Genomic DNA, 21,670 nt, shown 5'->3' on the forward strand with positions numbered 1-21,670 from the left:
CGCCACGGGCGCAGACCCCGAAATATCTCCCCTACTCCGGCCCCGAGGTCAAGCCACCGGTGCCGTCGCGGCAGCGTCACGGAGCGACATGAAAGCTTCATGAATCCTTCACTTTCCGGAAACAGCGCTCTGGCACCCAGCGGCAAGATCCCTGTCGCCCGGCTGCCGGGCCGGCATATCCGTTTCCTCAAGCTTTCAGCCAAAGGGTATCCCAATGGACATCAAGAAAACCGTCGACCTCTCCTGGGACGCGTTCGACGAGCTGCGCGACCCGCGCCCCGACGCCAACGGTTTCGACGCGGTCGTCGAGCGCGCGATCTCGCGCCGCGGCTTCCTGGGCGGCGCGCTGGCCTTCGGCTCCGGCGCTGCCGTCTTCGGCACCGGCGTTCTGAGCTCGGCCACATCCGCCCGCGCGCAGGCCTCCGCCTTCGGCTTCGAGCCCATCGGCATCGCCACCGATTTCGACATCCACGTTCCCGCCGGCTATCAGTGGAAGCCGCTGGTGCGCTGGGGCGACGCGCTATTCTCGGACGCCGAGGGTGCCTATTCGCCGGAAACCGGCGTCTCGGTCGAGATGTCCGACAAGGTCTTTGGCGAGAACACCGACGGCATGGAGACCTTCACCCATGACGGCCACACCCTGCTGGCGATCAACTCGGAATACGTGAACCCCAAGATCAACCTGCCCGCCGCCTCCGAAGGCGTGCCGCAGAGCGCCGACGAAGTCGTGATGCTCAAGAACATGCAGGGCGTGACGGTTCTGGAAATCGCCGAGGGCGATGATGGCTATGCGGTTGTCGTTGACAGCCCCTATAACCGCCGCATCACCCACGAGACCCAGATGACCATGGACGGCCCCGCCGCCGGCGCCGATCTGGTCAAGACCAATGCCGACCCCGAGGGCATGAGCCCCAAGGGCACCATGAACAACTGCGGCTCGGGCAAGACGCTCTGGGGCACCTATCTGACCTGTGAAGAAAACTTCAACAGCTACTTCGGCGCCACCGGCGACTACGAGGAGACCGACGGCGTCACCCGCTACGGCATCGGCGGCGAAGGCCGTTATGCCTATGAAAAGTTCGACACCCGCTACGACCTGAGCGCCGAGCCGAACGAGCCGAACCGCCACGGCTGGGTGACCGAGATCGACCCGAAAGATCCGCAAAGCACCCCGGTCAAACACACCGCTCTCGGCCGCTTCAAGCACGAGAACGCCGAGATGGTGCAGGCCGCCGACGGCCGCATCGTGGTCTATATGGGCGACGACGAGCGCGGCGAATTCATGTATAAATTCGTCTCCAACGGCACCTGGGCCGAGGGCCAGCCCACCGACGGGCTGCTGTCGGACGGCACGCTCTATGTCGCCAGGTTCAACGACGACATGAGCGGCGAGTGGCTGGCGCTGACGCCGGAGACCACCGGCATGCCGCTGGAAGAGATCCTGGTGTTCTCGCGCCTCGCGGGCTCCAAGGTCGGCGCCACCACCATGGACCGTCCGGAATGGATCGCCGCGAACCCGCTGCGCGCCGAGGCCTATTGCGCGCTCACCAACAACAAGAACCGCGGCGTGAAGCCGAATGCCGGCGGCGACGAGACCCCGGTGGGCGGCCCGAACCCGCGCGAGACCAACAATTTCGGCCAGATCGTGCGCTGGCGCCCAGAGGGCGAAGACCACGGCGCCGAGACCTTCACCTGGGATCTCTATGTGATGGCGGGCAACCCGGCGGTCTATGACAACAGCTATGCCGGGTCCGAGAATGTCACCGAGGGCAATATGTTCAACTCGCCCGACGGCATGGCCTTCTCGTCCGACGGGATGCTGTGGATCCAGACCGATGGCGACGACAGCAACGAGGGCGAGTTCGCCGGTCAGGGCAACAACCAGATGCTGGTCGGCAACCCCGAAACCGGCGAGATCGCCCGTTTCCTCACCGCGCCGAACGGCGCCGAGGTGACCGGCCTGACCTGGTCGCCGGACGGCACGGTGGCCTTTGTCGGCATCCAGCACCCGGGCGGCTCCTGGCCCGACGGCGCCGGCAAGCCGCGCTCCTCGGTCATCGCCGTGTGGCGCGAAGACGGCGCGGTCTTCGGCTGACCTTTCGGTCTTGGATTATCGGAAAGGGCCGGTGCGGATGCGCCGGCCCTTTTTGCGTGTCGCCGGTTGTCATCCACGCGCCCGAGCCATTCGAAGGCAATGGCTGCTCCGAGCCCAATCCCAAGGCTTCTATGAGGTGCACGCATGTCCGATGTTCAAACGGCGGCCAAAAACTTCACAAAGCCAAACCGAGTGTCGCCAAGGGTTTGTGCACAAGGTTTTCCAATAATGTTGGCGGAAGAGCCCCGGCGACAAAAACGACTGTTTTCGGCATAGGGGCTTGGGCATGGGGTTTTGTCTGGTTCGCGGCAAGCGTTTGGACGGAGAAAGTATCGGAGAGCTGGATTGTCAGCCAATCATTGCCCTCTCAGCTTTTGCAAGTAACGATGGATTGGCGCCCGCTTTGGTTCGGTCGCTACGCCATTGTCCTCCTCCGCCAATAACTGCTTAACCCATTGGGTTTGGTCCTTGTCCAAAACTTCGTCCAAAATAAAAGGTTTGTGTGGATCCTTAAGGTCTTGTCTGTGCAGATTCTGGCAATGAAGGACTCTGGGCGCACCCTGCACCTTTCTCCAAGCGTACAAGTATTCTAAGTTGATAACATTGTATTCCTGCGGCAAAGACTGGAAGCGTGCCCAGCCTTCATAGAGCATCTGGCGGAAGGCTGGCTGGTCATATTTGGCGTTTGTCGAGATGACTCGCTTTTTCCATTCATCTGCAAAACTTCTGATCGCATCCCCTTTAGTGAACACCAAAAGGCCACAGTTTATCAGCGGAAAGGATCTTGGAATTTCATTCGAGTCGCCCATCATTTTTTTCTCGCGATTAATGCCCTGTGCGCCCGCTATGTCACAGAAATCAAGTATTTCGAAAACATCCTCAATGCTTTTTAAGACAAATAAGTCAGAGTCTAATAAGAGGGTCTGGTCGAAGCGAGATTTCTGCATTGCCTCCAACTTTGGACGAAAAAAACCACCCAATTCTAGAGGCCAAACACGATCAAAGACATCATCTGTAACCGCTTGATCCGTAAACAGGTCAATCGGAAGGTCAGGCATGACGCATTTCACAGTTCGCGCGGATCTTCGAGCGACATTCGTGTAAAGCTCACCAGTTGTGGCATAGACAATTCCGCGGCGCAATTTTTTCCAATCCTCATCTGACAAAGCTCCCCAGACCAAGGAATTGCCTCCGTTCCGCACTAGTAGCGCTACGAGCGTTCGTCGTGATCACTTGACGATCAAAGACGACGGGCCTTTGATCATCTGTCTTTAGCGCTTCCGGAGCTGGCCGGTCTATCTGTTGGGGGTGGTATTCTCGTTCGTTGGGTGAAGCGTGCTCTTTTTAAGATCTCAACTCTTGGGGCAATGATGTCAATTCATATCACTGCCATGGATCGATATACATGTGGCGTGGCGCCTGTTTCGACTTGGCCATCATACCGAGTTAGCCTTGCACACGAAAGCATTCGGGGACTCACAAATTACTGTTCTTACCCACTCAAAGCGGCCATCGGTGCGAGGCAGCGAAAGCTCACTTTGTCCCGCGAGCACGCCATCCGAAAGGACAACGCCCCCGCAGATATCTGCGAGGGCGTCGCGCCTTGATCTCCAAGGCTGAATAGAGCGTTCTCGGACCCAGCTCAGAGCTTCGGATAAAGCGGGAACTGTTTGCAGAGCGCTTCCACCTCGCTCCGCACCTTGGCCTCGACCTCGCCATTGCCCTCGTCGCCATTGGCGGCCAGCCCGTCGACCACCTCGACGATCCAGTCGGCGATCTGGCGGAACTCGGCCTCACCAAAACCGCGCGTGGTGCCGGCGGGCGAGCCGAGACGGATGCCGCTGGTCACGAAGGGTTTCTCCGGATCGAAGGGCACGCCGTTCTTGTTGCAGGTGATATGCGCGCGCCCCAGTGCCGCCTCGGCGGCCTTGCCGGTCACGCCCTTGGGCCGCAGGTCGGCGAGGCAGAGGTGGTTGTCGGTGCCACCCGACACGATGTCGATCCCGCCCTTCATGAGCTGGTCGGCCATCGCCTGAGCGTTCTTCACCACCTGCGCCGCGTACTCCTTGAAATCCGGGCGCAACGCCTCGCCGAAGGCCACCGCCTTGGCGGCGATCACATGCATCAGCGGGCCGCCCTGAAGGCCGGGGAACACGGCCGAGTTCACCTTCTTGGCGATATCGGCATCGTTGGTCAGGATCATGCCGCCTCGCGGGCCGCGCAGGGATTTGTGGGTGGTCGTCGTCACCACATGCGCATGCGGCAGCGGCGAGGGATGCGCGCCGCCGGCCACGAGCCCCGCGATATGCGCCATGTCGACCATCAGATAGGCGCCCACCTCATCGGCGATCTCGCGGAAGGCGGCCCAGTCCCAGACGCGGGAATAGGCGGTGCCGCCGGCGACGATCAGCTTGGGCTTGTGCTCGCGGGCGCTCTCGCGGATCGCCTCCATGTCGAGCAGCTCGTCCTGCTGGCGCACGCCGTAGGAGACCACGTTGAACCATTTGCCCGACATGTTGACCGGCGAGCCGTGGGTCAGGTGGCCGCCCGAGTTGAGGTCGAGCCCCATGAAGGTGTCGCCCGGTTTCAGCAGCGCCAGGAACACCGCCTGGTTCATCTGGCTGCCGGAGTTCGGCTGGACGTTGGCGAATTCGCAGTTGAACAGCGCCTTGGCGCGCTCGATGGCCAGGGTCTCGGCCACGTCGACATACTGGCAGCCGCCGTAATAGCGCTTGCCCGGATAGCCTTCGGCGTATTTGTTCGTCATCACCGAGCCCTGCGCCTGCATCACGGCGTAGCTCACGATGTTTTCCGAGGCGATGAGCTCGATCTCTTCGCGCTGGCGGCCCAGCTCGCTGGTGATCGAGCCGAAGACTTCGGGATCGCGGGAGGAGAGTTCTTCGGTGAAGAAGCCGTTATCGCGGTGCGGGGCGTTCATGAGGCGGGTCTCCGGTTTCATGGATTCGTCATGTGGCGCCTACGTAAAGGAAAGCGGCCCCTACGCAAAGGCGTCAAAGCGGCATATCGGAATTATCGACCGGCATGGCTGGCGGCGCCAGAAACTTTGTGCTTGTTTCGGAACCGTGGGACGACCCGAGGAAACCCCAAAGGACAGTCATGTCGCTGAAAATCGCCTTCTGTGCCTCGAACGCGCCCATCGCGCAATCCGCACTGGCCGGGCTGACCCGACGCTACGGCAACCATGCCGAGGAGGGCTCGGACGTGATCGTTGCGCTCGGCGGCGACGGGTTCATGCTGCACACGATGCACCGCACCCAGGAGCTGGAAGTGCCGGTCTACGGCATGAACCGCGGCACGGTCGGCTTTCTGATGAACGAATATTCCGAGCACGGGCTGGAAGAGCGCCTCGCCGCCGCCGAGGAGGCGGTGATCAACCCGCTCTCGATGCGCGCCCATCGCAGCGACGGCTCGCTGCACGAGGAACTGGCGATCAACGAGGTTTCTCTGCTGCGCGCCGGGCCACAGGCGGCGCGGTTGGCGATCCATGTGGACGGCAAGCTGCGCATGCCCGAGCTGGTCTGCGACGGCGCGCTGCTGGCCACCCCTGCCGGCTCGACCGCCTATAACTACTCCGCGCATGGGCCGATCCTGCCCATCGGCGCCGATGTGCTGGCGCTGACCGCCGTCGCCGCCTTCCGCCCCCGCCGCTGGCGCGGGGCGCTGCTGCCCAAGACCGCCGAAGTCACCTTCGAGGTGCTGGAGCACGAAAAGCGCCCGGTCATGGCCGAGGCCGACAGCCAGTCTGTGCGCGACGTGCTGCGTGTGGATATCCGCTCCGAGCCCTCGGTCGCCCACCGGGTGCTGTTCGACCCGGGCCACGGGCTCGAAGAGCGGCTGATCCGCGAACAGTTCGTCTGAGCCCGACGGAACCTTTTGCCACCCGGCATCGTTTCCTGACTGAAGCCCCGCGAGTAGGCGGGAGAACCCTAACAAGGGAGTGAAAACGATGAACTGGGATATTATTCAAGGCAAGTGGAAGCAACTGAAGGGCTCGGTACAGGAGAACTGGGGCGAGCTCACCGATGACGATCTCGACAAGGCCGCGGGCAGCCGCGAGCAGCTCGTGGGCCTGATCCAGGAGCGCTACGGCCTCGCCAAGGCCGACGCCGAACGTCAGGTCGACGAGTTCTTTGCCGATAAAGCTGCCTGACAGAACTTTGACGACAGATTCAAAGGCCCCGGCGCCACGCCGGGGCCTTTGCCGTTTGTGGTCGCGTGGTCCGCGGGGTCTGGTCCCCGGCAGAGCGGCGTCATAGCCTGTGGACACGCCGCGCCCTCGCCGGCGCTCGGTAAGGACAACGCTATGCAACTCAAGGCCATTCACCATGTCGCGCTGATCTGCGGCGACTACGCTCGCAGCCGGGCATTCTATGTCGATCTGCTGGGGCTTCGGGTGATCGCCGAAACCCTGCGCGAAGATCGGCAGAGCTGGAAGCTCGACCTGGCGCTCCCGGATGGTGGCCAGCTGGAACTTTTCAGCTTCCCCTCCCCGCCCGACCGACCCTCGCGCCCCGAGGCCAAAGGCTTGCGCCACCTTGCCTTTACCGTCGATGATGTGATCGAGACAAAGGACTGGCTGGAGGCGCGGGGCGTCGCGGTGGAGCCGGTGCGTACCGACGAACTGACCGGCAGGCGCTTTACCTTCTTCGCCGACCCCGACGGGTTGCCACTGGAGCTCTACGAACGCTAAGCGCGATTGCCAAATCCGCAACCGGCTGGCAGTCTTCTCTCGTAATACGGGAGAGCAACCATCATGTTTCGCGCAACCCTCGCCGCACTGGCCATCATTCCGCTTGGCGGGGCCGCGTTTGCCGACTGCGCCAGCGATGCGGACATCGCGGCCTTCGCGCAGAGCTACCTGTCCAGGACCCCGGCAACGGCGCTCGGAACCGGCGGCGACATAGCCGACGCGCTCTGCACCCAGGTCAAGCTGGCCGAGCTGCTGGCGCAGAATCTCGGGCCGGTGGTCGGCTACAAGGCCGGGCTGACCAGCAAACCGGCGCAGGAGCGCTTCGGCGTGACCGCACCGGTGCGCGGTGTACTCTACCGCGACATGCTGCTTGAAGACGGCGCCACGGTCGCCAGCGATTTCGGCGCCGTGCCGATGCTCGAGGCGGATCTTCTGATGATCGTCGGCGACGACAGAATCGCCGAAGCGACAACGCCCGAAGAGGTGATGCGCCACGTATCGGCGCTGCGGCCCTTCATCGAGCTGCCGGATCTCACCCTCGCAAAGGGCGAGCCGCTGACCGGAGAAACCCTGACCGCCATGGGCGTCGGCCCGCGCCTCGGCGTGATGGGCCCCGAGATTGCCGTCACCGACCCCGAGGCGATGACGCAGGCGCTCGCGACGATGGCCGTCACGCTGACCGACGCCGATGGCACGGTGATGTCAGAGGCCCCCGGCGCGGCGGTGCTCGGCCATCCGGCTAATGCGCTGCTATGGCTGATGCAGGACGGCGTAAAGCTGAAGGCGGGTGACATTGTCAGCGTCGGCTCCTTCGGCCCGCTTTTCCCGATCGCCAAGGCGGGCGGCGGCGCGACGCTGCACTATGCCGGTCTGCCGGACGATCCGGAGATATCGGTGCGCTTTTCCGACTGATCCGGGAACCGCCCCGGCGGATATGGGTTGGCCCCGTGAAGGGAGCCGACATGTCCGTGATAGACCCCATTCTTTCGTCGCCCTGGTTCCTCGTCGCCTGGGCGGCGCTGATGATCCCCTCCGAGTTCGTCCTTCTCAGAGATCTGAAAACGAAGAACAGCCACCTGATGAGCCTGATGAAGCTCGTCTGGGCGCTCACCGTACTTTATTCCGGCCCGCTCGGCCTGCTGATTTACTGGACCTGCGGGCGCAAGGAGATCCCCGAAGACAACCTGGCGCGTCGCGCGTTCCGCTCCGTGGCGCATTGCTATTCCGGCTGCGGGCTCGGCGAGATCATCGGCGTTGTCCTTGCGGTGGGACTCCTGCGGCTCGGCACCGGGGCGACAGCGGCGATCACCTTCGCCTTCGCCTATGCGGTGGGCTTTGCGCTCACCTTCGGCCCGCTGATACAGGACGGCGTCTCGAAACGTCGTGCGCTCAAAGACACCTTCATGGCTGAGACCCCCTCGATCCTCGTGATGGAGATCGTGGCCATCGCGGTCGACCTGACACTCGCCGGCAATGCCGGGATGGGCGATATCCGGTTCTGGGCCTCGCTGATCGTCTCGCTGACCTGCGGCCTTGTCGCAGCCTACCCGGTGAATGTGCTGCTGCTGCATTTCGGTGTGAAGGAAGGCATGATGGATCCGCGCATGACCGATCACGGGTCGCACGACCACCACGAGGCCCAAGCGCACTGAGGACCGCCCCGCTCCGGAAATAACAAATAACAGACGCCCGCTGTGGAACAGCGGGCGTCTTTGTCTTTCGGCACGGCGCGCTGGCGTCAGGCGGGCACTTTCTTGGCGTAGCCCAGCCCTTGCAGCGCGGTGCGGATCTCATCGAGGATCGCCGGATCGTCGATGGTCGCCGGCATCTTGAACTCTTCGCCATCGGCGATCTTGACCATGGTGGCGCGCAGGATCTTACCCGAGCGCGTCTTGGGCAAACGGTCGACCACGGCGCAGAGCTTGAAGGCGGCGACCGGGCCGATCTGGTCACGCACCAGCTTGACGCATTCCTTGCAGACCTCGGCCTCGTCACGATCCACGCCTGAGCTCAGGCAGATGAAACCCAGCGGCATCTGCCCCTTGAGCTCGTCGCCGACCCCGATCACCGCGCATTCGGCGACATCCGGGTGCGAGGCCAGCACCTCCTCCATCGCGCCAGTGGACAGGCGGTGACCGGCGACGTTGATCACGTCATCGGTGCGCGACATGATGTAGAGATAGCCGTCCTCGTCCTTCATGCCCGCATCGCCGGTCTCGTAATAGCCGGGGAACTGGGTGAGGTAGCTTTTCTTGTAGCGCGCCTCGGCGTTCCACAGGGTTTGCAGCGTGCCCGGCGGCAGCGGCAGCTTGATCGCGATGGCGCCCAGAGTGTTCGGCGCGACCTCGTGCCCGCCCTCGTCGAGAATGCGCACATCGTAGCCCGGCATCGGTACGGATGGCGAGCCCAGCTTGATCGGCAGCTCCTCGATCCCGATCGGGTTCGCGGCGATGCCCCAGCCGGTCTCGGTCTGCCACCAGTGGTCGATCACCGGCACGCCGAGGTGTTTTTGCGCCCATTCGATGGTCGAAGGGTCGGCGCGCTCGCCCGCGAGGAACAGCGCCTGGAGATCGTGCAGCTTGTAGCGCTTGATCCATTCGCCGTCCGGATCGGCGCGGCGAATTGCGCGCAGCGCGGTCGGCGCGGTGAAGAAGGACTTGATCCGGTGGTTCTGGATGATCCGCCAGAACACGCCCGCATGCGGGGTGCCAATGGGCTTGCCCTCGAACACCACGGTCTGGGCGCCGGTGATGAGCGGGCCGTAGCAGATATAGGAGTGCCCCACGACCCAGCCCACATCCGAGGCCGCCCAGAACCGGTCTCCTGCTTCGATATTGTAGATGTTCTTCATCGTCCATTGCAGGGCGACGAGATGCCCGGCGGTGGAGCGCACCACCCCCTTGGGCTGGCCGGTGGTGCCGGAAGTATAGAGGATATAGGCCGGGTGGTTGCCCTCGACCGGCACGCATTCGGCGGGCTTCACACCGTACTGGAAGCCGTGCCAGGAGAAATCCCTGCCCTCGATCAGCTTGGCCACCTCCTGCTCGCGCTGGAAGATCACGCAGAATTCCGGCTTGTGCTCGGCCTGTTCGATGGCCTCGTCGAGCAGCGGCTTGTAATGCACCACGCGGCCCGGTTCGAGCCCGCAGCTCGACGCGATGATCGCCTTGGGCGTGCAGTCGTCGATGCGCACCGCGAGCTCGTGCGCGGCAAAGCCGCCGAACACCACCGAATGCACCGCGCCGAGCCTGGCGCAGGCCAGCATCGCCTCCAGCGCCTCGGGGATCATCGGCATGTAGATGATGACCCGGTCGCCCTTTTCCACGCCGCGCATCTTGAGCGCGCCGGCGAGCGACGCAACACGCGCCTGCAACTCGCGATAGGTGATGCCCTTGGTGGAATGCGTGATCGGACTCTCGTGCATGATGGCGATCTCGTCGCCCCGGCCGGCCTCGACATGACGGTCGACCGCGTTCCAGCAGGTGTTCACCAGCCCGTCCGAGAACCACTCATACATGTCCTCGCCCTTGTCGAAGAGCGCCTTGGAGGGCTCCTTGACCCAGTCGATCGCCCGCGCGGCCTCCATCCAGAACCCTTCGGGATCGGATTTCCACGCCTCGTATACGTCCTTGTAGCCCATGGGGAAGCTCCTCCTCTCGCATTTGGGTAAGTTGATTAGGCAACGGCCCTTACCCGAGCAAGTATGTTACCGGTAAGCAGGACAGAAAACCGCACCGATTTGCCATTGCAGGCAAATTGTGGACCTCAAATCTTTGCAAAGAAAGGAGTTTATTAACTGAATTTTGCGAATAAGACGGTATTCTGCAAATTTGCAAAGCAGTCAATTGCAAAACCAGGCCGAATCCCGGCGTGGCAATCGGATTCAATGCCCATCTGCGCCGCACTCAGGGGCGTATCGAGGAATTTCCGGGCGTCGGCCGGCCCTGTGTCGGCCCGGCCTCGCCTCTGCTCAACCGTAGCTCGCCACCGGCGTGCCGGCGATGGCGGCCATGTTCAGCAACCCGCGCGAGGTGATCGAGGGCGTCACGATATGCGCACGGTTGCCCAGCCCCATCAGGATCGGCCCGACCTCCAGCCCACCGGCCTTGAGCCGCAGGATGTTGCGCACGCCGCTGGCCGCATCGGCCTGGGCGAAGATCAGCACATTCGCCGCGCCCTGCATGCGGTTCTCGGGCATCAGCCGTTCGCGCAGCTCCGGGTCGAGCGCGCTGTCCACATGCATCTCGCCCTCGTAGATGAAATCGCGCGGCTGGCTGTCGAGGATCTCCAGCGCGGCGCGGATGCGCGGCCCGGAGCCGTCGGCCTGATTGCCGAATTGCGAGCGCGAACACAGCGCGATCTTGGGCGTGAGACCGAAACGGCGCACATGGCGCGCGGCGCCGATGACCGTCTTGGCGATCTGCTCGGGCGTCGGCTCCGTCCAGACCTGGGTGTCGGCAAGAAACAGGGGCCCGTCTTCGAGGATCATCATCGACAGCGCGCCCTGCGCCTCGTGGCCATCGTTGCCCAGCACCTGGGTGATGTAGTTGAGATGCCAGCGGTACTCGCCGAAGGTGCCGCAGATCATACTGTCGGCCTCGCCGCGATAGACCATGATCGCGGCAATCGCGGTGAGGTTGGTGCGCAGGATCGCGCGCGCCAGATCCGGCGTCACGCCGCGCCGCGCCATCAGCTTGTGATAGGTTTCCCAGTAATCGCGATACCGCGGGTCGTCCTGCGGGTCGACGATGTGGAAATCGCGGCCCGGGCGGATTTCCAGCCCCATGCGCTCGCAGCGGCTGGCCATCACATCCGGCCGACCGATGAGGATCGGCTGCTCGGTGGTTTCCTCCAGGATCGCCTGCGCGGCGCGCAGCACCCGCTCGTCCTCGCCCTCGGCAAAGACGATTTTGCGCGACGCCGAGCGCGCCGCCTCGAAGACCGGGCGCATGAGCAGCGCCGACTTGAACACCGAGGCGTTGAGTCGGTCCTTGTAGGCTTGCAGATCGTCGAGCGGGCGCGTCGCCACGCCGGAATCCATCGCCGCCTGCGCCACCGCCGAGGACACCACGGCGGAGAGACGCGGATCGAAGGGCTTGGGAATAAGGTAGTCGCGGCCAAAGGTCAGCTGCTCGCCGTGATAGGCCGCCGCCGCCTCGGCCGAGGTGGTGGCACGGGCCAGCGCCGCAATGCCCTCGACGCAGGCCACCGACATGGCGTCGTTGATCTCGGTCGCGCCGACATCCAGCGCACCGCGGAAGATGAAGGGGAAACACAGGACGTTGTTGACCTGGTTGGGAAAATCGCTGCGCCCGGTGGCGATGATCGCATCGGGTGCGACCGCACGCACCGCGTCGGGCATGATTTCGGGCGTGGGATTGGCGAGCGCGAAGACGATGGGCGTCTCGCTCATGCGCGCGACCTGCTCCGGCTTGAGCACGCCGGGGCCGGAGAGGCCGAGGAACAGATCCGCCCCAGCGATCACCTCGTCGAGGGTGCGCAGGTCGGAATTTTGCGCAAACGCCGCCTTCTGCGGCGTCATATCCTCTTCGCGGCCCTCATAGACCAGCCCGTGAATGTCGCAGAGCCAGACATTCTCGCGCTTCACCCCGAGCTTCAGCAGCATGTTCAGGCAGGCGATGCCCGCAGCGCCGCCGCCGGTGGAGACGACCTTGATATCCTCAAAAGACTTGCCGGCCACATATAGCGCATTGGTGGCTGCCGCGCCGACGACGATGGCGGTGCCGTGCTGGTCGTCGTGAAAGACCGGGATGTTCATCCGCTCGCGGCAGATCTTTTCCACGATGAAACAATCGGGCGCCTTGATGTCCTCAAGATTGATCGCGCCAAAGGTCGGCTCCAGCGCGCAAACGATCTCGGCCAGCTTTTCCGGGTCGGGCTCGTTCAGCTCCAGATCGAAACAGTCGATATTGGCGAATTTCTTGAAGAGGACCGCCTTGCCCTCCATCACCGGCTTGGAGGCGAGCGGGCCGATATTGCCCAAGCCCAGCACCGCCGTGCCGTTCGACACCACCGCCACGAGATTGCCGCGCGCGGTGTAGCGGGCGGCGGTCTGCGGATCGGCCTTGATTTCGAGACAGGCCTCGGCGACGCCGGGCGAATAGGCGCGGCTGAGGTCGCGACCATTGGCCAGCGGCTTGGTCGCGCGGACCTCAAGCTTCCCGGGCTTGGGATTTTCGTGGTAGAACAGCGCCGCCTGGCGCAGGCTTTCCTGAGCGGTATCGGTCATGCCGGCCGGGCTCCCGAATTAGTTCAACATTGAACAATCCGCGAAACGCGGATGGTTGCCCAATAGCAGGAGTCCGGTAAGGCGTAAATGGCTAAGCCGCGGATCCCACTTTCAGCGGATCGCGGCCCGAGCCGATTTGTCGGGAAAACAGCCCGCCCCGGGGCCTCAATAGGCCACGTCTTCGAGCAGCTCGATCCTGCGCTCTGCCTCGCGGCGGGTCAGGTCGGGATCGAAGCTCTCACCGCTGCGCTCGCTCAGCAATCGCAGCCGCGCCTCCTGTTCCTCGGTCATCGGCTCTTGCGGCGGCGGCGGCACATCCAGCGCGGCGTCGACATCTTCGGCTCGGGGTATTGAATTCATCGGTTGGAACCTCCTTAACGCCCTCAAACGCAACACCCCTGCGCCAAGTTCCATCGGATATCGCAACCGTTTGCGCTCACGCTCGTGGCGCTCCGATTTCCGTGGGTGACAAGGCCGCGCCCCGCTCCTATAAGGCGCGCGAAAATCCGATATCCACCCAAGGAGCTTTTCCCATGTCCACCCTGGTTTTCGGCCACAAGTCTCCCGACACCGACAGCACCGGCAGCCCCATCGTCTGGGCCTGGTACATGAACGAGGTCAAGGGCGAGGCCGCCAAGCCCGCGCTGCTGGGCGAGCCCAACACCGAGGCCGCCTTCATGCTCCAGCATTGGGGTCTGGAAAAGCCCGAGATCATCGGCGACGTGGCCGAAGACGCACCGGTCGTCATCGTCGACACCAACAACCCCGCCGAGCTGCCGGCCTCGATCAACTCCGCTGATATCAAAGCGATCATCGACCACCACAAGCTGGTCGGCGGTCTGGAAACAAAGGGCCCGATCGACATCACCGTGCGCCCGCTCGCCTGCACCGCCACCATCATGTATGACCTGATGGGCGACGATGCCGCCAAGATGCCCGAGGCGATCAAGGGCGCGGCGCTGACCTGCATCCTCTCCGACACGCTGGAATTCCGCTCGCCCACCACCACCGAGCACGACAAGGCCGTCGCCGAAAAGCTGGCCGCCGATCTCGGCCTCGACATCACCGAATTCGCCGCCAAGATGTTTGCCGCGAAGTCCGACGTTTCGGCCTTCTCCGACGCGGAGCTTATCCGCATGGATTCCAAGGAATACGAGGTCGACGGCACCAAGTTCCGCGTTTCGGTTCTGGAAACCACCGCGCCCGAAATCCCGCTGGGCCGCAAAGATAGCCTGATGGAGACCTTCAAGACCGTCGCCACCGAAGATGGCGTCGATCAGGTGCTGCTTTTCGTCGTGGACATCCTCAAGGAAGAAGCGACGCTCCTGGTGCCGAACGATCTGGTGAAGACCGTGGCCGAAAAGAGCTTTGGCGCCAGCGTTTCCGGCGACACCGTGGTCCTGCCCGGTGTGATGAGCCGCAAAAAGCAGATCATTCCGAACCTCAAGGTCTGAACGGCTCCAGATCTTTCGGATCGTCTCGACACCGGCCGCCTCGTGCGGCCGGTGTTTTCATTTGCGCGGCCTTCACTCGGCGCGCACCACCTCATAAAGCGCCGCATTGGGCACCACGCCTTCGACCGGCGGGAAGGCCCCCGCCGCGCGCATCGCAGCGATAGCATCCGCGAAATGCGCCGGGCTCTCCCAGTGCGCGATATTGATCAGGGAAAACCGCGCCTGCGGGTCGAGCGACCCATGCAGCGCCGTCGAGATATAGCCGGGCTGCTCCTGAAGGAAATCGCGCGCCGTTTCCCAGGCGGCGACGGCCGCGTCCCGCTGACCCGGCGGCACCTCGAACACGTTGATCAGCGTCACCTCGGCCATGGCCGCACTGCCGCTTAGCAATAGCACCGCCAGCGGCGCCAGGATTTTTGGGAAGGTCATGAGTCGCTCTCCTGATTTTCAATAGCATGCTATTTATATACACATAGTATGCTATTCAATGGCAATCGCCACACGCCTCGTGGAAAATGCAAGAAGCCGCTTGCCCGCCCCCACCCCGCGGGAGTAGCGATAGCGCCATGACACCCAAAATCCTGACGACTCTGCGCGATTACAGCGTCGAGAGCTTCCGTGCCGACCTCTGGGCCGGTGTCACCGTAGCCATGGTCGCGATGCCGCTCAGTCTGGCGATTGCCATCGCCTCCGGCGCCGGCCCCGAGACCGGGCTGGTCACCGCAATTGTCGCGGGGTTCCTGATATCGGCGCTCGGCGGCAGCCGGGTGCAGATCGGCGGGCCCACCGGCGCCTTTATCGTGGTGGTGGCGGGGGTCATCCACACGCACGGGTTTTCCGGCCTGGTCACCGCCACCTTCATGGCCGGGCTCATCCTGCTGGCTGCGGGGGCCTTGCGCGCCGGGCGGCTGATCCGCTTTGTTCCAGAACCGGTGATCAACGGGTTCACCATCGGAATCGCCGTGATTATCGCGCTGAGCCAGCTCCGCGATGTGTTCGGCATGACCGCGCCGATGCCCGCAGAAGCGCTGGAAAAGCTCGCGGCACTGTGGGAGGCGCGCGGCGAAATCGCACTCTGGCCGCTGGCGATCGGCCTCGCCACCATGGTGCTGATCACGCTCTTCCGTCGGCTCGCGCCGTCCTGGCCGGGGCTGATCGTGGCGGTTGCGCTGACCTCCGGGGCGGTCGCGCTATTCGGCCTGCCGGTCGAGACGCTGGGCGACCGCTTCGGCACCCTGCCCCGGGGCCTGCCGATGCCCGAGCTGCCCGACCTGTCGCCCGCCAAGCTGCGCGAGCTGCTGCCCTCGGCGCTGATCATCGCCTTTCTGGCCGGGGTGGAATCGCTGCTCTCGGCCATGGTCGCGGACCGCATGACCGGTTTTCGGCACCGCTCCGGCGCCGAGCTTCTGGCGCAGGGCGCCGCCAATCTGGGCTCCTCGCTCTTTGGCGGGCTGCCCGCGACCGGCGCCATCGCGCGCACCGCGACGAATATCCGCGCCGGCGGGCGCACGCCCGTGGCCGGGCTGGTGCACGCGCTGACCATCCTTCTGGCGATGCTGGTGGCGGCACCGCTGGCCTCCGGCCTCGCCATGCCGGCGCTGGCTGGGCTGCTGCTGCTCACCGCCTGGAACATGAGCGAGCCGCAGCACTGGCGGGCGCATTTCCTCGAAGGCCGCCGCAGCGACCGGGTTTTGCTGATCATGACCTGCCTGCTAACAATCTTCGCCGATCTCACCGTGGCCATCGGGCTCGGCGTGGCGGCGGGGCTCGCCCTGCGTCTGCAACGCCGCGAAGTGCCGCCTGCGGACTGGACTCCGCCGGACAGGTGACCGCGTCGGCGTGAGGGGGGGGCAGCATTGCCCACCCCACACGGTCTCCCTCCCGGCAAAGTCGTCCACATATTGCCCCTTTCTCTGCCAACCGGCCCCTTGCTCTGGCCTTCCCCGTCGCGCTGCGGCAAGGTGGCCCGCAAAAGACAAGGCGCAGGAGTCACGCATGGAAACGGACCTCATCCGCATCGAGAGCGCCACCCTGACCGCCATCGTCTCGCCGCTCGGCGCCGAGATGCAGAGCCTGCGCACCGCCAGCGGCGCCGATCTGCTCTGGCACGGAGATCCGGACTGGTGGAGCGGACGCGCGCCGATCCTCTTTCCCATCGTCGGCAAGGCGCCCGGCGACCGTATCGCGGTGGGCGATCACGAGGCCCAGATGCGCCAGCACGGCTTTGCCCGCCGATCTCTTTTCGAACTGGTCGCGCACGACTCCGACAGCTGTCGCCATGTGCTGCGCGACAGCGCCGAGACGCGCGCGCTCTATCCGTTCGCCTTCGAACTGGCCGTCAGCCATGCGCTCGCCGACGACACGCTCAGCGTCAGCGCCGAGATCGCCAACCGGGACAATCGGCCGATGCCGTTCGGCTTCGGCTTTCACCCGGCCTTCGCCTGGCCTCTGCCCGGCGCGGAGGGTATGCCGCACGAGATCCGCCTCGACAACGGCGCGGAACCGCAACTGGCCCGGCTGCGAGACGGGCTGCTGCCGCCCGACCGTCATCCCTCACCCTTCTCCGCGGGCCGGCTGATACTGGCGCCGGAGCAGTTCGAGGCCGATGCGATGATCTTTCCCGAAGGCGCCGGCAGCGGGCTGCGCTATGGCGTGCCCGGCGGACCGGAGCTCGCTTTCAGCTTCGAGAACCTGCCCAACCTGGCGCTCTGGACGATCCCCGGTGCGCCCTATCTGTGTGTCGAGCCCTGGCACGGCATGGCCGCCCAGACCGGTGCCTCGCCACAGATCGCCGAGCGGCCCTTCAGCCTTTCCCTCGCCGCCGGAGACAGCGTGCGGTTCGCCTGGCGGGTGACTGCGCATCTCTGACCCCGCAGGGCTGGCAAAGCCGGCAGCGCCCGCCTATCAAGGAGCCAAATTTCCGCCAGAGGCTCTCATGACCCAGATTATCAAAACCCTTTCCGAAATTTCAGGCCAGTATGACGCGATGTTCGTCGACCTCTGGGGCTGCGTCCATAATGGCGTCACCGCCTTTCCCGAAGCGGTCGAAGCGCTACGCGCCTATCGTGCAGATGGCGGTGTCGTGGTGCTGGTCACCAATTCGCCACGCGCCCGTGCCGAGGTTTACAAGCAGCTCAAGGGCTTTGGCGTGCCCGACGACAGCTGGGACAATGTCGCCAGCTCCGGCGATTCCGCCCGCGCGGCAATGTTCACCGGGGCGGTGGGCAACAAGGTCTGGTTCGTCGGCTCCGAGGCGGAAACGCCGTTCTTCGAACCGCTGAAGCTGATCGAAAACCCGGCGCCGATCGAGCGCGTGGCGCTGGAAGAGGCCGAGGGCATTGTCTGCACCGGACCGTTCGACGCCCAGGCCGATCCGGCAACGCTGCGCCCGCAATTCCTCTATGCCAAACAGATGGGGCTGAAGCTGCTTTGCGCCAACCCCGATATCGTCGTGGACCGGGGAGACAAACGGGAATGGTGCGCCGGGGCGCTTGCGGCGCTCTACACCGAGATGGGCGGCGAGAGCCTCTATTTCGGCAAGCCGCACCCGCCGATCTACGATCTCGCCCGCCGCCGGCTCTTCGAGGTGGCGCCGGATCTGGCCGATCCATCGATCCTGGCCATCGGCGACGGGGTCAAGACCGACATTCTCGGCGCCCAGGGCGAGGATATCGATTCGCTCTTCATCACCGGCGGGCTCGCGGCGGAGGAGACCCGCACAGACGAGCACCCGCATGAGGAAGCGCTGCTGGCCTTCCTCGGTCGCGAGGGCATCACGCCGACCTATTCCATCGGCTTCCTGCGCTGATCCGCGCTCGCCCGCCGCGCGACTTTCGTAGCGTGGCGGGCGAATTCCCTTGATTTTCTGCGGCCGCGAAGTAATAAAGTTACCCGAAACCGGCATTACGCCGATTATTTATTACCGGGCCAAGAATCATGGGGGCTGAGATGTTCGATAATTTCCCACGCGGGACGATCTGCATCGAGGATATCGAGATGGGGATGACCCGCCATCTGCGCAAACATGTGACGGATCGCGATATCGAGCTGTTCGCCGAGGTCTCGACCGACCGCAACCCGGTGCATCTGGACGACGATTACGCCCATGACACGATCTTCGAGGGCCGCATTGCGCACGGTATGCTGACCGCCGGGCTGATCTCGGCGGTGATCGGCGAGCAGCTTCCGGGGCACGGCACGATCTATATGGGCCAGACGCTGAAATTCCTCGGCCCGGTGCGCCCGGGCGATACCGTCTATGCCGAGGTGAAGGTGACCGGCATCGACCACGCCAAGCGCCATGTGACGCTGGATTGCCTCTGCACGGTGGACGGCAAGAAGGTGCTGGTGGGCGAGGCCAAGGTGCTGGCGCCGTCGCGCAAGTTCGATTGACGCGGGCGGTGGGTTGGAACCCCACCCTACGCCGGGGGGCGGCGCTCTTTCGGAACGACCCTCGTAGCATCGCGTGTCCGTAGGGTGGGCAATCTGCCCACCGGTCCGTCTCGCCCACGCGCGGGAAACCAGACGATCTAGAGCGAGTCCTCCACACGGAATCCCGCCGGGATCTCGTCGCGGCCTTCCAGCACCAGCGCGGTCATGACCTGCGCCACCTTGGGCGCCACGCCGAAACCGATCTTGAAACCGCCATTGGCGATGTAGTGCCCGTCGCGGCCCGGCCAGCAGCCCAGCATCGGCGCCCGGCTCCTGGCGCGCGGGCGCACCCCGGCCCAGCGCTCCACCACCTCGGCGCCATGCAGCACCGGCATCGCCGCCACCGCACGCTCGATGAGCCCGTCGCATTGCGCATCGGTCGTATCCGGCGCGTCGAACTCGCGCTCCGAGGTCGAGCCCAGCGCCACCGTGCCTTCGTGATGCGGCACGATATGCAGCCCGCCGGCAAAGACCTGCGGCACATCGCCCGCATGATGACGCAGCAGCAGCGACTGGCCCTTCACCCCATTGCCGACCGGCTTGCCCAGCTTCTCGGACAGATCCAGCAGCCCGCGCCAGCCGGTCGCCCAGATCACCGTGCCCTCGTCGGGCGCCTCGGTCACGATCTCCACGCCCATCGCCGTGAGCGCCGCCACCAGAGCCGCCCCCGCCCGGCGCGGCGACATGCGCGCGCTCAGCGTGTCGCGGATCAGCCAGCCGGTGGGGGTGAGCGGCGCCCAGGCGCCCGCCGCCTCCGCCGAGATCACCTGCCAGACCGCCGCCGCGCCCCAGAGCTCCCGCGCCGTGCCCTCGCGCGCGCGGGCCAGCTCCAGCGCCCGGTCGTCGGCCACCGGTTGCAGCCTCCCGCTGCGGGCGTAGTCGGGCGAGACCCCGCCGACCTCTTCGACCTCGGACCAGAAGCGCTCCGCCATGAGCAGGCTGTCGAGCTGGAACGCCTTCTTCGGATTCCAGTTCTCCGGCACATGCGGCGCCAGCGCGCCGACCAGCCCGCCGCTCGACCCCGCGCCGGGCCCTGCCGGGTCCACCACCCGCACGGACGCGCCCGCCCGCGCGCAGGCCCAGGCGATGGAGAGACCGAAAATCCCCGCCCCGCGCACCGTCACGTCCCGACTTGCCATTCCCGCGCCTCCCGTCCAATCTCGCGCCAGTTCTAGGACAGACGATCATGACGAACCAGCCCGATGCGCCGCTCTGGCGCGATGGCGGGGTGCCGGTGTCGCCCCGCTTCGACGACCCCTATTATTCTCTGGAAAACGGGCTCGCGGAGACCCGCCACACGTTTCTTGCGGGCAACGGCCTGCCGGAACGGTTCCGCGACGGGTTCCACATCGCCGAGCTGGGGTTCGGCACCGGGCTCAACCTGCTGGCAGCGCTGCATCTCTGGCGCGGGACCGCCCAGACCGGCACGCTGCGGTTCACCAGTTTCGAGGCCTTCCCGATGGCCGCCGACGACATGATCCGCGCCCAGGCCGCCTTTCCAGAGCTGGCCGAGATCGCCTCCGAGCTGGCGCCGCACTGGCGCGCCGGCGCGCGGGAGATCACGCTGCCGGATCTCAATTTCCGGATGATCGCCGGCGACGCGCGCGAGACCCTGCCGCGCTGGGAGGGCCGTGCCGATGCCTGGTTTCTCGACGGGTTCTCCCCGGCGAAGAACCCCGAGCTCTGGGGGCCGGAGCTGATGGAAGAGGTGGCGCGCCATACGGCGCCAAGCGGCACGGCGGCGACCTATACGGCGGCGGGCCATGTCCGTCGCGCGCTGGCGGCGGCGGGGTTCGAGGTCAGCCGCGCCCCCGGCTACGGACGCAAGCGGCACATGAGCGTGGCGAGGCGCGGCTGATGGCGGAACAGAATACAAGGCTCGGCATCTGGCTGATGGTCGCCACGACCCTGGTCTTTGCCTTGCAGGACGGCATCTCGCGGCATCTGTCAGCGACCTACAATGTCTATATGGTCGTGATGATCCGCTACTGGTTCTTCGCCGCCTTCGTGATGACCGTGGCGGCACGCCAGGCCGGCGGGCTGCGCGCGGCGGCGGCCACGACCCAGCCGATCCTGCAAAGCTTTCGCGGCGTGCTGCTGGTGGCCGAGATCTGGGTGATGGTGACCGCCTTCGTGCTGCTGGGTCTGACCGAGAGCCACGCGGTCTTTGCCGCCTATCCGCTGCTGATCGCGGCGCTGTCGGGGCCGGTTCTGGGAGAAAAGGTCGGCTGGCGGCGATGGGCGGCGATCGGCGTGGGCTTTGTCGGGGTGGTGATCATCCTGCAACCCTCGGGCGGTGTGTTCTCGCCCTATGCCGCGGTGCCGCTGCTGGCGGCGCTGATGTTCGCGCTCTACGGGCTGTTGACCCGCTACGTGGCGCGCAAGGACAGCGCCGCGACCTCGTTCTTCTGGACCGGCGTTTCCGGCGCGATCACCGCCACGTTGGCGGGCATGTGGGTATGGGAGCCGATGAGCGCGCCCGACTGGGGCTGGATGGTGCTCCTGTGCTTCACCGGTGCGCTGGGGCATTTCACCCTGATCAAATGCTACGAGGTGGCCGAGGCCTCGGCGGTGCAGCCCTTCGCCTATCTGCAACTGGTCTTCGCCGCGACGCTGGGCATGCTGGTTTTCGGCGAGACGCTGCGCCCCAATGTGGCGCTCGGCGCGGCCATCGTCGTGGCAGCGGGGCTCTTTACGCTGTGGCGGGCGCGGCAGAAGGGCTGAGCCGG

General features: G+C 65.0%; 20 protein-coding genes. 13 read left to right on the forward strand and 7 right to left on the reverse strand.

Going from position 1 to position 21,670, the window contains the following annotated elements; translation table 11 throughout:
* Positions 1-214 precede the first annotated feature (214 nt).
* The gene (locus I6N89_RS09470) at positions 215-2,095 is read left to right on the forward strand and encodes a PhoX family protein (RefSeq protein ID WP_207018138.1); all 1,881 of its coding nucleotides are present in this window, start codon (positions 215-217) and stop codon (positions 2,093-2,095) included.
* Positions 2,096-2,451: 356 nt separating this feature from the next.
* Here I6N89_RS09470 and I6N89_RS09475 read toward each other — a convergent pair whose 3' ends face one another.
* Together I6N89_RS09475 and glyA are read right to left on the reverse strand one after the other, a co-directional pair.
* Positions 2,452-3,153 (reverse strand): hypothetical protein, encoded by a 702-nt coding sequence (locus I6N89_RS09475; RefSeq protein WP_207018139.1) that lies wholly within the window; start codon positions 3,151-3,153, stop codon positions 2,452-2,454.
* A gap of 584 nt (positions 3,154-3,737) precedes the next feature.
* On the reverse strand, positions 3,738-5,033 hold the full coding sequence (gene glyA, locus I6N89_RS09480; protein WP_207018140.1) for a serine hydroxymethyltransferase: 1,296 nt from the start codon (positions 5,031-5,033) through the stop codon (positions 3,738-3,740).
* A gap of 179 nt (positions 5,034-5,212) precedes the next feature.
* On the opposite strand from glyA, the gene I6N89_RS09485 reads away from it, so the two are divergent.
* The 5 genes from I6N89_RS09485 (at position 5,213) to I6N89_RS09505 (ending at position 8,458) form a co-directional block, all read left to right on the forward strand.
* Positions 5,213-5,974 carry an NAD kinase gene (locus tag I6N89_RS09485; RefSeq protein ID WP_207018141.1) on the forward strand — a complete coding sequence of 254 codons (762 nt, stop codon included), beginning with the start codon at positions 5,213-5,215 and terminating at the stop codon, positions 5,972-5,974.
* An 88-nt stretch (positions 5,975-6,062) separates the two neighbouring features.
* Positions 6,063-6,266 (forward strand): CsbD family protein, encoded by a 204-nt coding sequence (locus I6N89_RS09490; protein ID WP_207018142.1) that lies wholly within the window; start codon positions 6,063-6,065, stop codon positions 6,264-6,266.
* A gap of 153 nt (positions 6,267-6,419) precedes the next feature.
* A complete protein-coding gene (locus I6N89_RS09495) occupies positions 6,420-6,806 on the forward strand; it encodes a VOC family protein (RefSeq protein WP_207018143.1) in 387 nt (128 codons plus the stop codon).
* 63 nt (positions 6,807-6,869) lie between these two features.
* Positions 6,870-7,718, forward strand: coding sequence for a 2-keto-4-pentenoate hydratase (locus I6N89_RS09500; protein WP_207018146.1), 849 nt, complete (start codon positions 6,870-6,872; stop codon positions 7,716-7,718).
* A gap of 50 nt (positions 7,719-7,768) precedes the next feature.
* The gene (locus I6N89_RS09505) at positions 7,769-8,458 is read left to right on the forward strand and encodes a DUF4396 domain-containing protein (protein ID WP_207018148.1); all 690 of its coding nucleotides are present in this window, start codon (positions 7,769-7,771) and stop codon (positions 8,456-8,458) included.
* Positions 8,459-8,544: 86 nt separating this feature from the next.
* Here the strand turns inward: I6N89_RS09505 and I6N89_RS09510 are convergent, their stop codons facing one another.
* From I6N89_RS09510 to I6N89_RS09520, 3 genes are all read right to left on the reverse strand, one after another.
* Positions 8,545-10,446 carry a propionyl-CoA synthetase gene (locus tag I6N89_RS09510; protein ID WP_207018149.1) on the reverse strand — a complete coding sequence of 634 codons (1,902 nt, stop codon included), beginning with the start codon at positions 10,444-10,446 and terminating at the stop codon, positions 8,545-8,547.
* A gap of 330 nt (positions 10,447-10,776) precedes the next feature.
* Entirely contained in the window at positions 10,777-13,056 is a 2,280-nt protein-coding gene (locus I6N89_RS09515; RefSeq protein ID WP_207018151.1) for an NADP-dependent malic enzyme, read from the reverse strand.
* Between the two features lie 165 nt (positions 13,057-13,221).
* Positions 13,222-13,416, reverse strand: coding sequence for a DUF3072 domain-containing protein (locus tag I6N89_RS09520; protein ID WP_207018152.1), 195 nt, complete (start codon positions 13,414-13,416; stop codon positions 13,222-13,224).
* Between the two features lie 173 nt (positions 13,417-13,589).
* Between I6N89_RS09520 and I6N89_RS09525 the strand changes: the two genes are divergently transcribed.
* Positions 13,590-14,510, forward strand: coding sequence for a manganese-dependent inorganic pyrophosphatase (locus I6N89_RS09525; protein WP_207018154.1), 921 nt, complete (start codon positions 13,590-13,592; stop codon positions 14,508-14,510).
* 72 nt (positions 14,511-14,582) lie between these two features.
* Here I6N89_RS09525 and I6N89_RS09530 read toward each other — a convergent pair whose 3' ends face one another.
* A complete protein-coding gene (locus I6N89_RS09530; protein WP_207018157.1) occupies positions 14,583-14,939 on the reverse strand; it encodes an antibiotic biosynthesis monooxygenase family protein in 357 nt (118 codons plus the stop codon).
* A 137-nt stretch (positions 14,940-15,076) separates the two neighbouring features.
* Between I6N89_RS09530 and I6N89_RS09535 the strand changes: the two genes are divergently transcribed.
* The 4 genes from I6N89_RS09535 (at position 15,077) to I6N89_RS09550 (ending at position 18,902) form a co-directional block, all read left to right on the forward strand.
* Positions 15,077-16,339, forward strand: a complete 1,263-nt coding sequence (locus I6N89_RS09535; RefSeq protein WP_207018158.1) for a SulP family inorganic anion transporter — start codon at positions 15,077-15,079, stop codon at positions 16,337-16,339.
* A gap of 166 nt (positions 16,340-16,505) precedes the next feature.
* On the forward strand, positions 16,506-17,378 hold the full coding sequence (locus tag I6N89_RS09540) for an aldose 1-epimerase family protein (protein WP_207018159.1): 873 nt from the start codon (positions 16,506-16,508) through the stop codon (positions 17,376-17,378).
* A gap of 67 nt (positions 17,379-17,445) precedes the next feature.
* Complete coding sequence (locus tag I6N89_RS09545; RefSeq protein WP_207018160.1) at positions 17,446-18,318, forward strand: TIGR01459 family HAD-type hydrolase; 873 nt, start codon at positions 17,446-17,448, stop codon at positions 18,316-18,318.
* A gap of 140 nt (positions 18,319-18,458) precedes the next feature.
* Positions 18,459-18,902 (forward strand): MaoC family dehydratase, encoded by a 444-nt coding sequence (locus I6N89_RS09550; RefSeq protein WP_076706040.1) that lies wholly within the window; start codon positions 18,459-18,461, stop codon positions 18,900-18,902.
* A gap of 137 nt (positions 18,903-19,039) precedes the next feature.
* Here the strand turns inward: I6N89_RS09550 and I6N89_RS09555 are convergent, their stop codons facing one another.
* Entirely contained in the window at positions 19,040-20,080 is a 1,041-nt protein-coding gene (locus tag I6N89_RS09555) for an NAD(P)/FAD-dependent oxidoreductase (RefSeq protein WP_207018161.1), read from the reverse strand.
* Between the two features lie 47 nt (positions 20,081-20,127).
* Between I6N89_RS09555 and mnmD the strand changes: the two genes are divergently transcribed.
* Positions 20,128-20,799, forward strand: a complete 672-nt coding sequence (gene mnmD, locus I6N89_RS09560; protein ID WP_207018162.1) for a tRNA (5-methylaminomethyl-2-thiouridine)(34)-methyltransferase MnmD — start codon at positions 20,128-20,130, stop codon at positions 20,797-20,799.
* Positions 20,799-21,665 carry a DMT family transporter gene (locus I6N89_RS09565; protein ID WP_076702681.1) on the forward strand — a complete coding sequence of 289 codons (867 nt, stop codon included), beginning with the start codon at positions 20,799-20,801 and terminating at the stop codon, positions 21,663-21,665. Before mnmD ends, I6N89_RS09565 begins: the two co-directional genes overlap by 1 nt.
* Positions 21,666-21,670 lie beyond the last annotated feature (5 nt).

Source organism: Salipiger abyssi (genome assembly GCF_017311415.1).
In the GTDB taxonomy this organism is placed as follows: Bacteria; Pseudomonadota; Alphaproteobacteria; order Rhodobacterales; family Rhodobacteraceae; genus Salipiger; species Salipiger abyssi_A.

Coding starts and splice junctions, on each gene's coding strand:
- I6N89_RS09515 (WP_207018151.1), bottom strand. CDS start 13,056: ATGACCGATACCGCTCAGGAAAGCCTGCGCCAGGCGGCGCTGTTCTAC.
- mnmD (WP_207018162.1), top strand. CDS start 20,128: ATGACGAACCAGCCCGATGCGCCGCTCTGGCGCGATGGCGGGGTGCCG.
- glyA (WP_207018140.1), bottom strand. CDS start 5,033: ATGAACGCCCCGCACCGCGATAACGGCTTCTTCACCGAAGAACTCTCC.
- I6N89_RS09530 (WP_207018157.1), bottom strand. CDS start 14,939: ATGACCTTCCCAAAAATCCTGGCGCCGCTGGCGGTGCTATTGCTAAGC.
- I6N89_RS09540 (WP_207018159.1), top strand. CDS start 16,506: ATGGAAACGGACCTCATCCGCATCGAGAGCGCCACCCTGACCGCCATC.
- I6N89_RS09545 (WP_207018160.1), top strand. CDS start 17,446: ATGACCCAGATTATCAAAACCCTTTCCGAAATTTCAGGCCAGTATGAC.
- I6N89_RS09525 (WP_207018154.1), top strand. CDS start 13,590: ATGTCCACCCTGGTTTTCGGCCACAAGTCTCCCGACACCGACAGCACC.
- I6N89_RS09500 (WP_207018146.1), top strand. CDS start 6,870: ATGTTTCGCGCAACCCTCGCCGCACTGGCCATCATTCCGCTTGGCGGG.
- I6N89_RS09495 (WP_207018143.1), top strand. CDS start 6,420: ATGCAACTCAAGGCCATTCACCATGTCGCGCTGATCTGCGGCGACTAC.
- I6N89_RS09470 (WP_207018138.1), top strand. CDS start 215: ATGGACATCAAGAAAACCGTCGACCTCTCCTGGGACGCGTTCGACGAG.
- I6N89_RS09490 (WP_207018142.1), top strand. CDS start 6,063: ATGAACTGGGATATTATTCAAGGCAAGTGGAAGCAACTGAAGGGCTCG.
- I6N89_RS09510 (WP_207018149.1), bottom strand. CDS start 10,446: ATGGGCTACAAGGACGTATACGAGGCGTGGAAATCCGATCCCGAAGGG.
- I6N89_RS09505 (WP_207018148.1), top strand. CDS start 7,769: ATGTCCGTGATAGACCCCATTCTTTCGTCGCCCTGGTTCCTCGTCGCC.
- I6N89_RS09475 (WP_207018139.1), bottom strand. CDS start 3,153: ATGCCTGACCTTCCGATTGACCTGTTTACGGATCAAGCGGTTACAGAT.
- I6N89_RS09555 (WP_207018161.1), bottom strand. CDS start 20,080: ATGGCAAGTCGGGACGTGACGGTGCGCGGGGCGGGGATTTTCGGTCTC.
- I6N89_RS09535 (WP_207018158.1), top strand. CDS start 15,077: ATGACACCCAAAATCCTGACGACTCTGCGCGATTACAGCGTCGAGAGC.
- I6N89_RS09565 (WP_076702681.1), top strand. CDS start 20,799: ATGGCGGAACAGAATACAAGGCTCGGCATCTGGCTGATGGTCGCCACG.
- I6N89_RS09550 (WP_076706040.1), top strand. CDS start 18,459: ATGTTCGATAATTTCCCACGCGGGACGATCTGCATCGAGGATATCGAG.
- I6N89_RS09485 (WP_207018141.1), top strand. CDS start 5,213: ATGTCGCTGAAAATCGCCTTCTGTGCCTCGAACGCGCCCATCGCGCAA.
- I6N89_RS09520 (WP_207018152.1), bottom strand. CDS start 13,416: ATGAATTCAATACCCCGAGCCGAAGATGTCGACGCCGCGCTGGATGTG.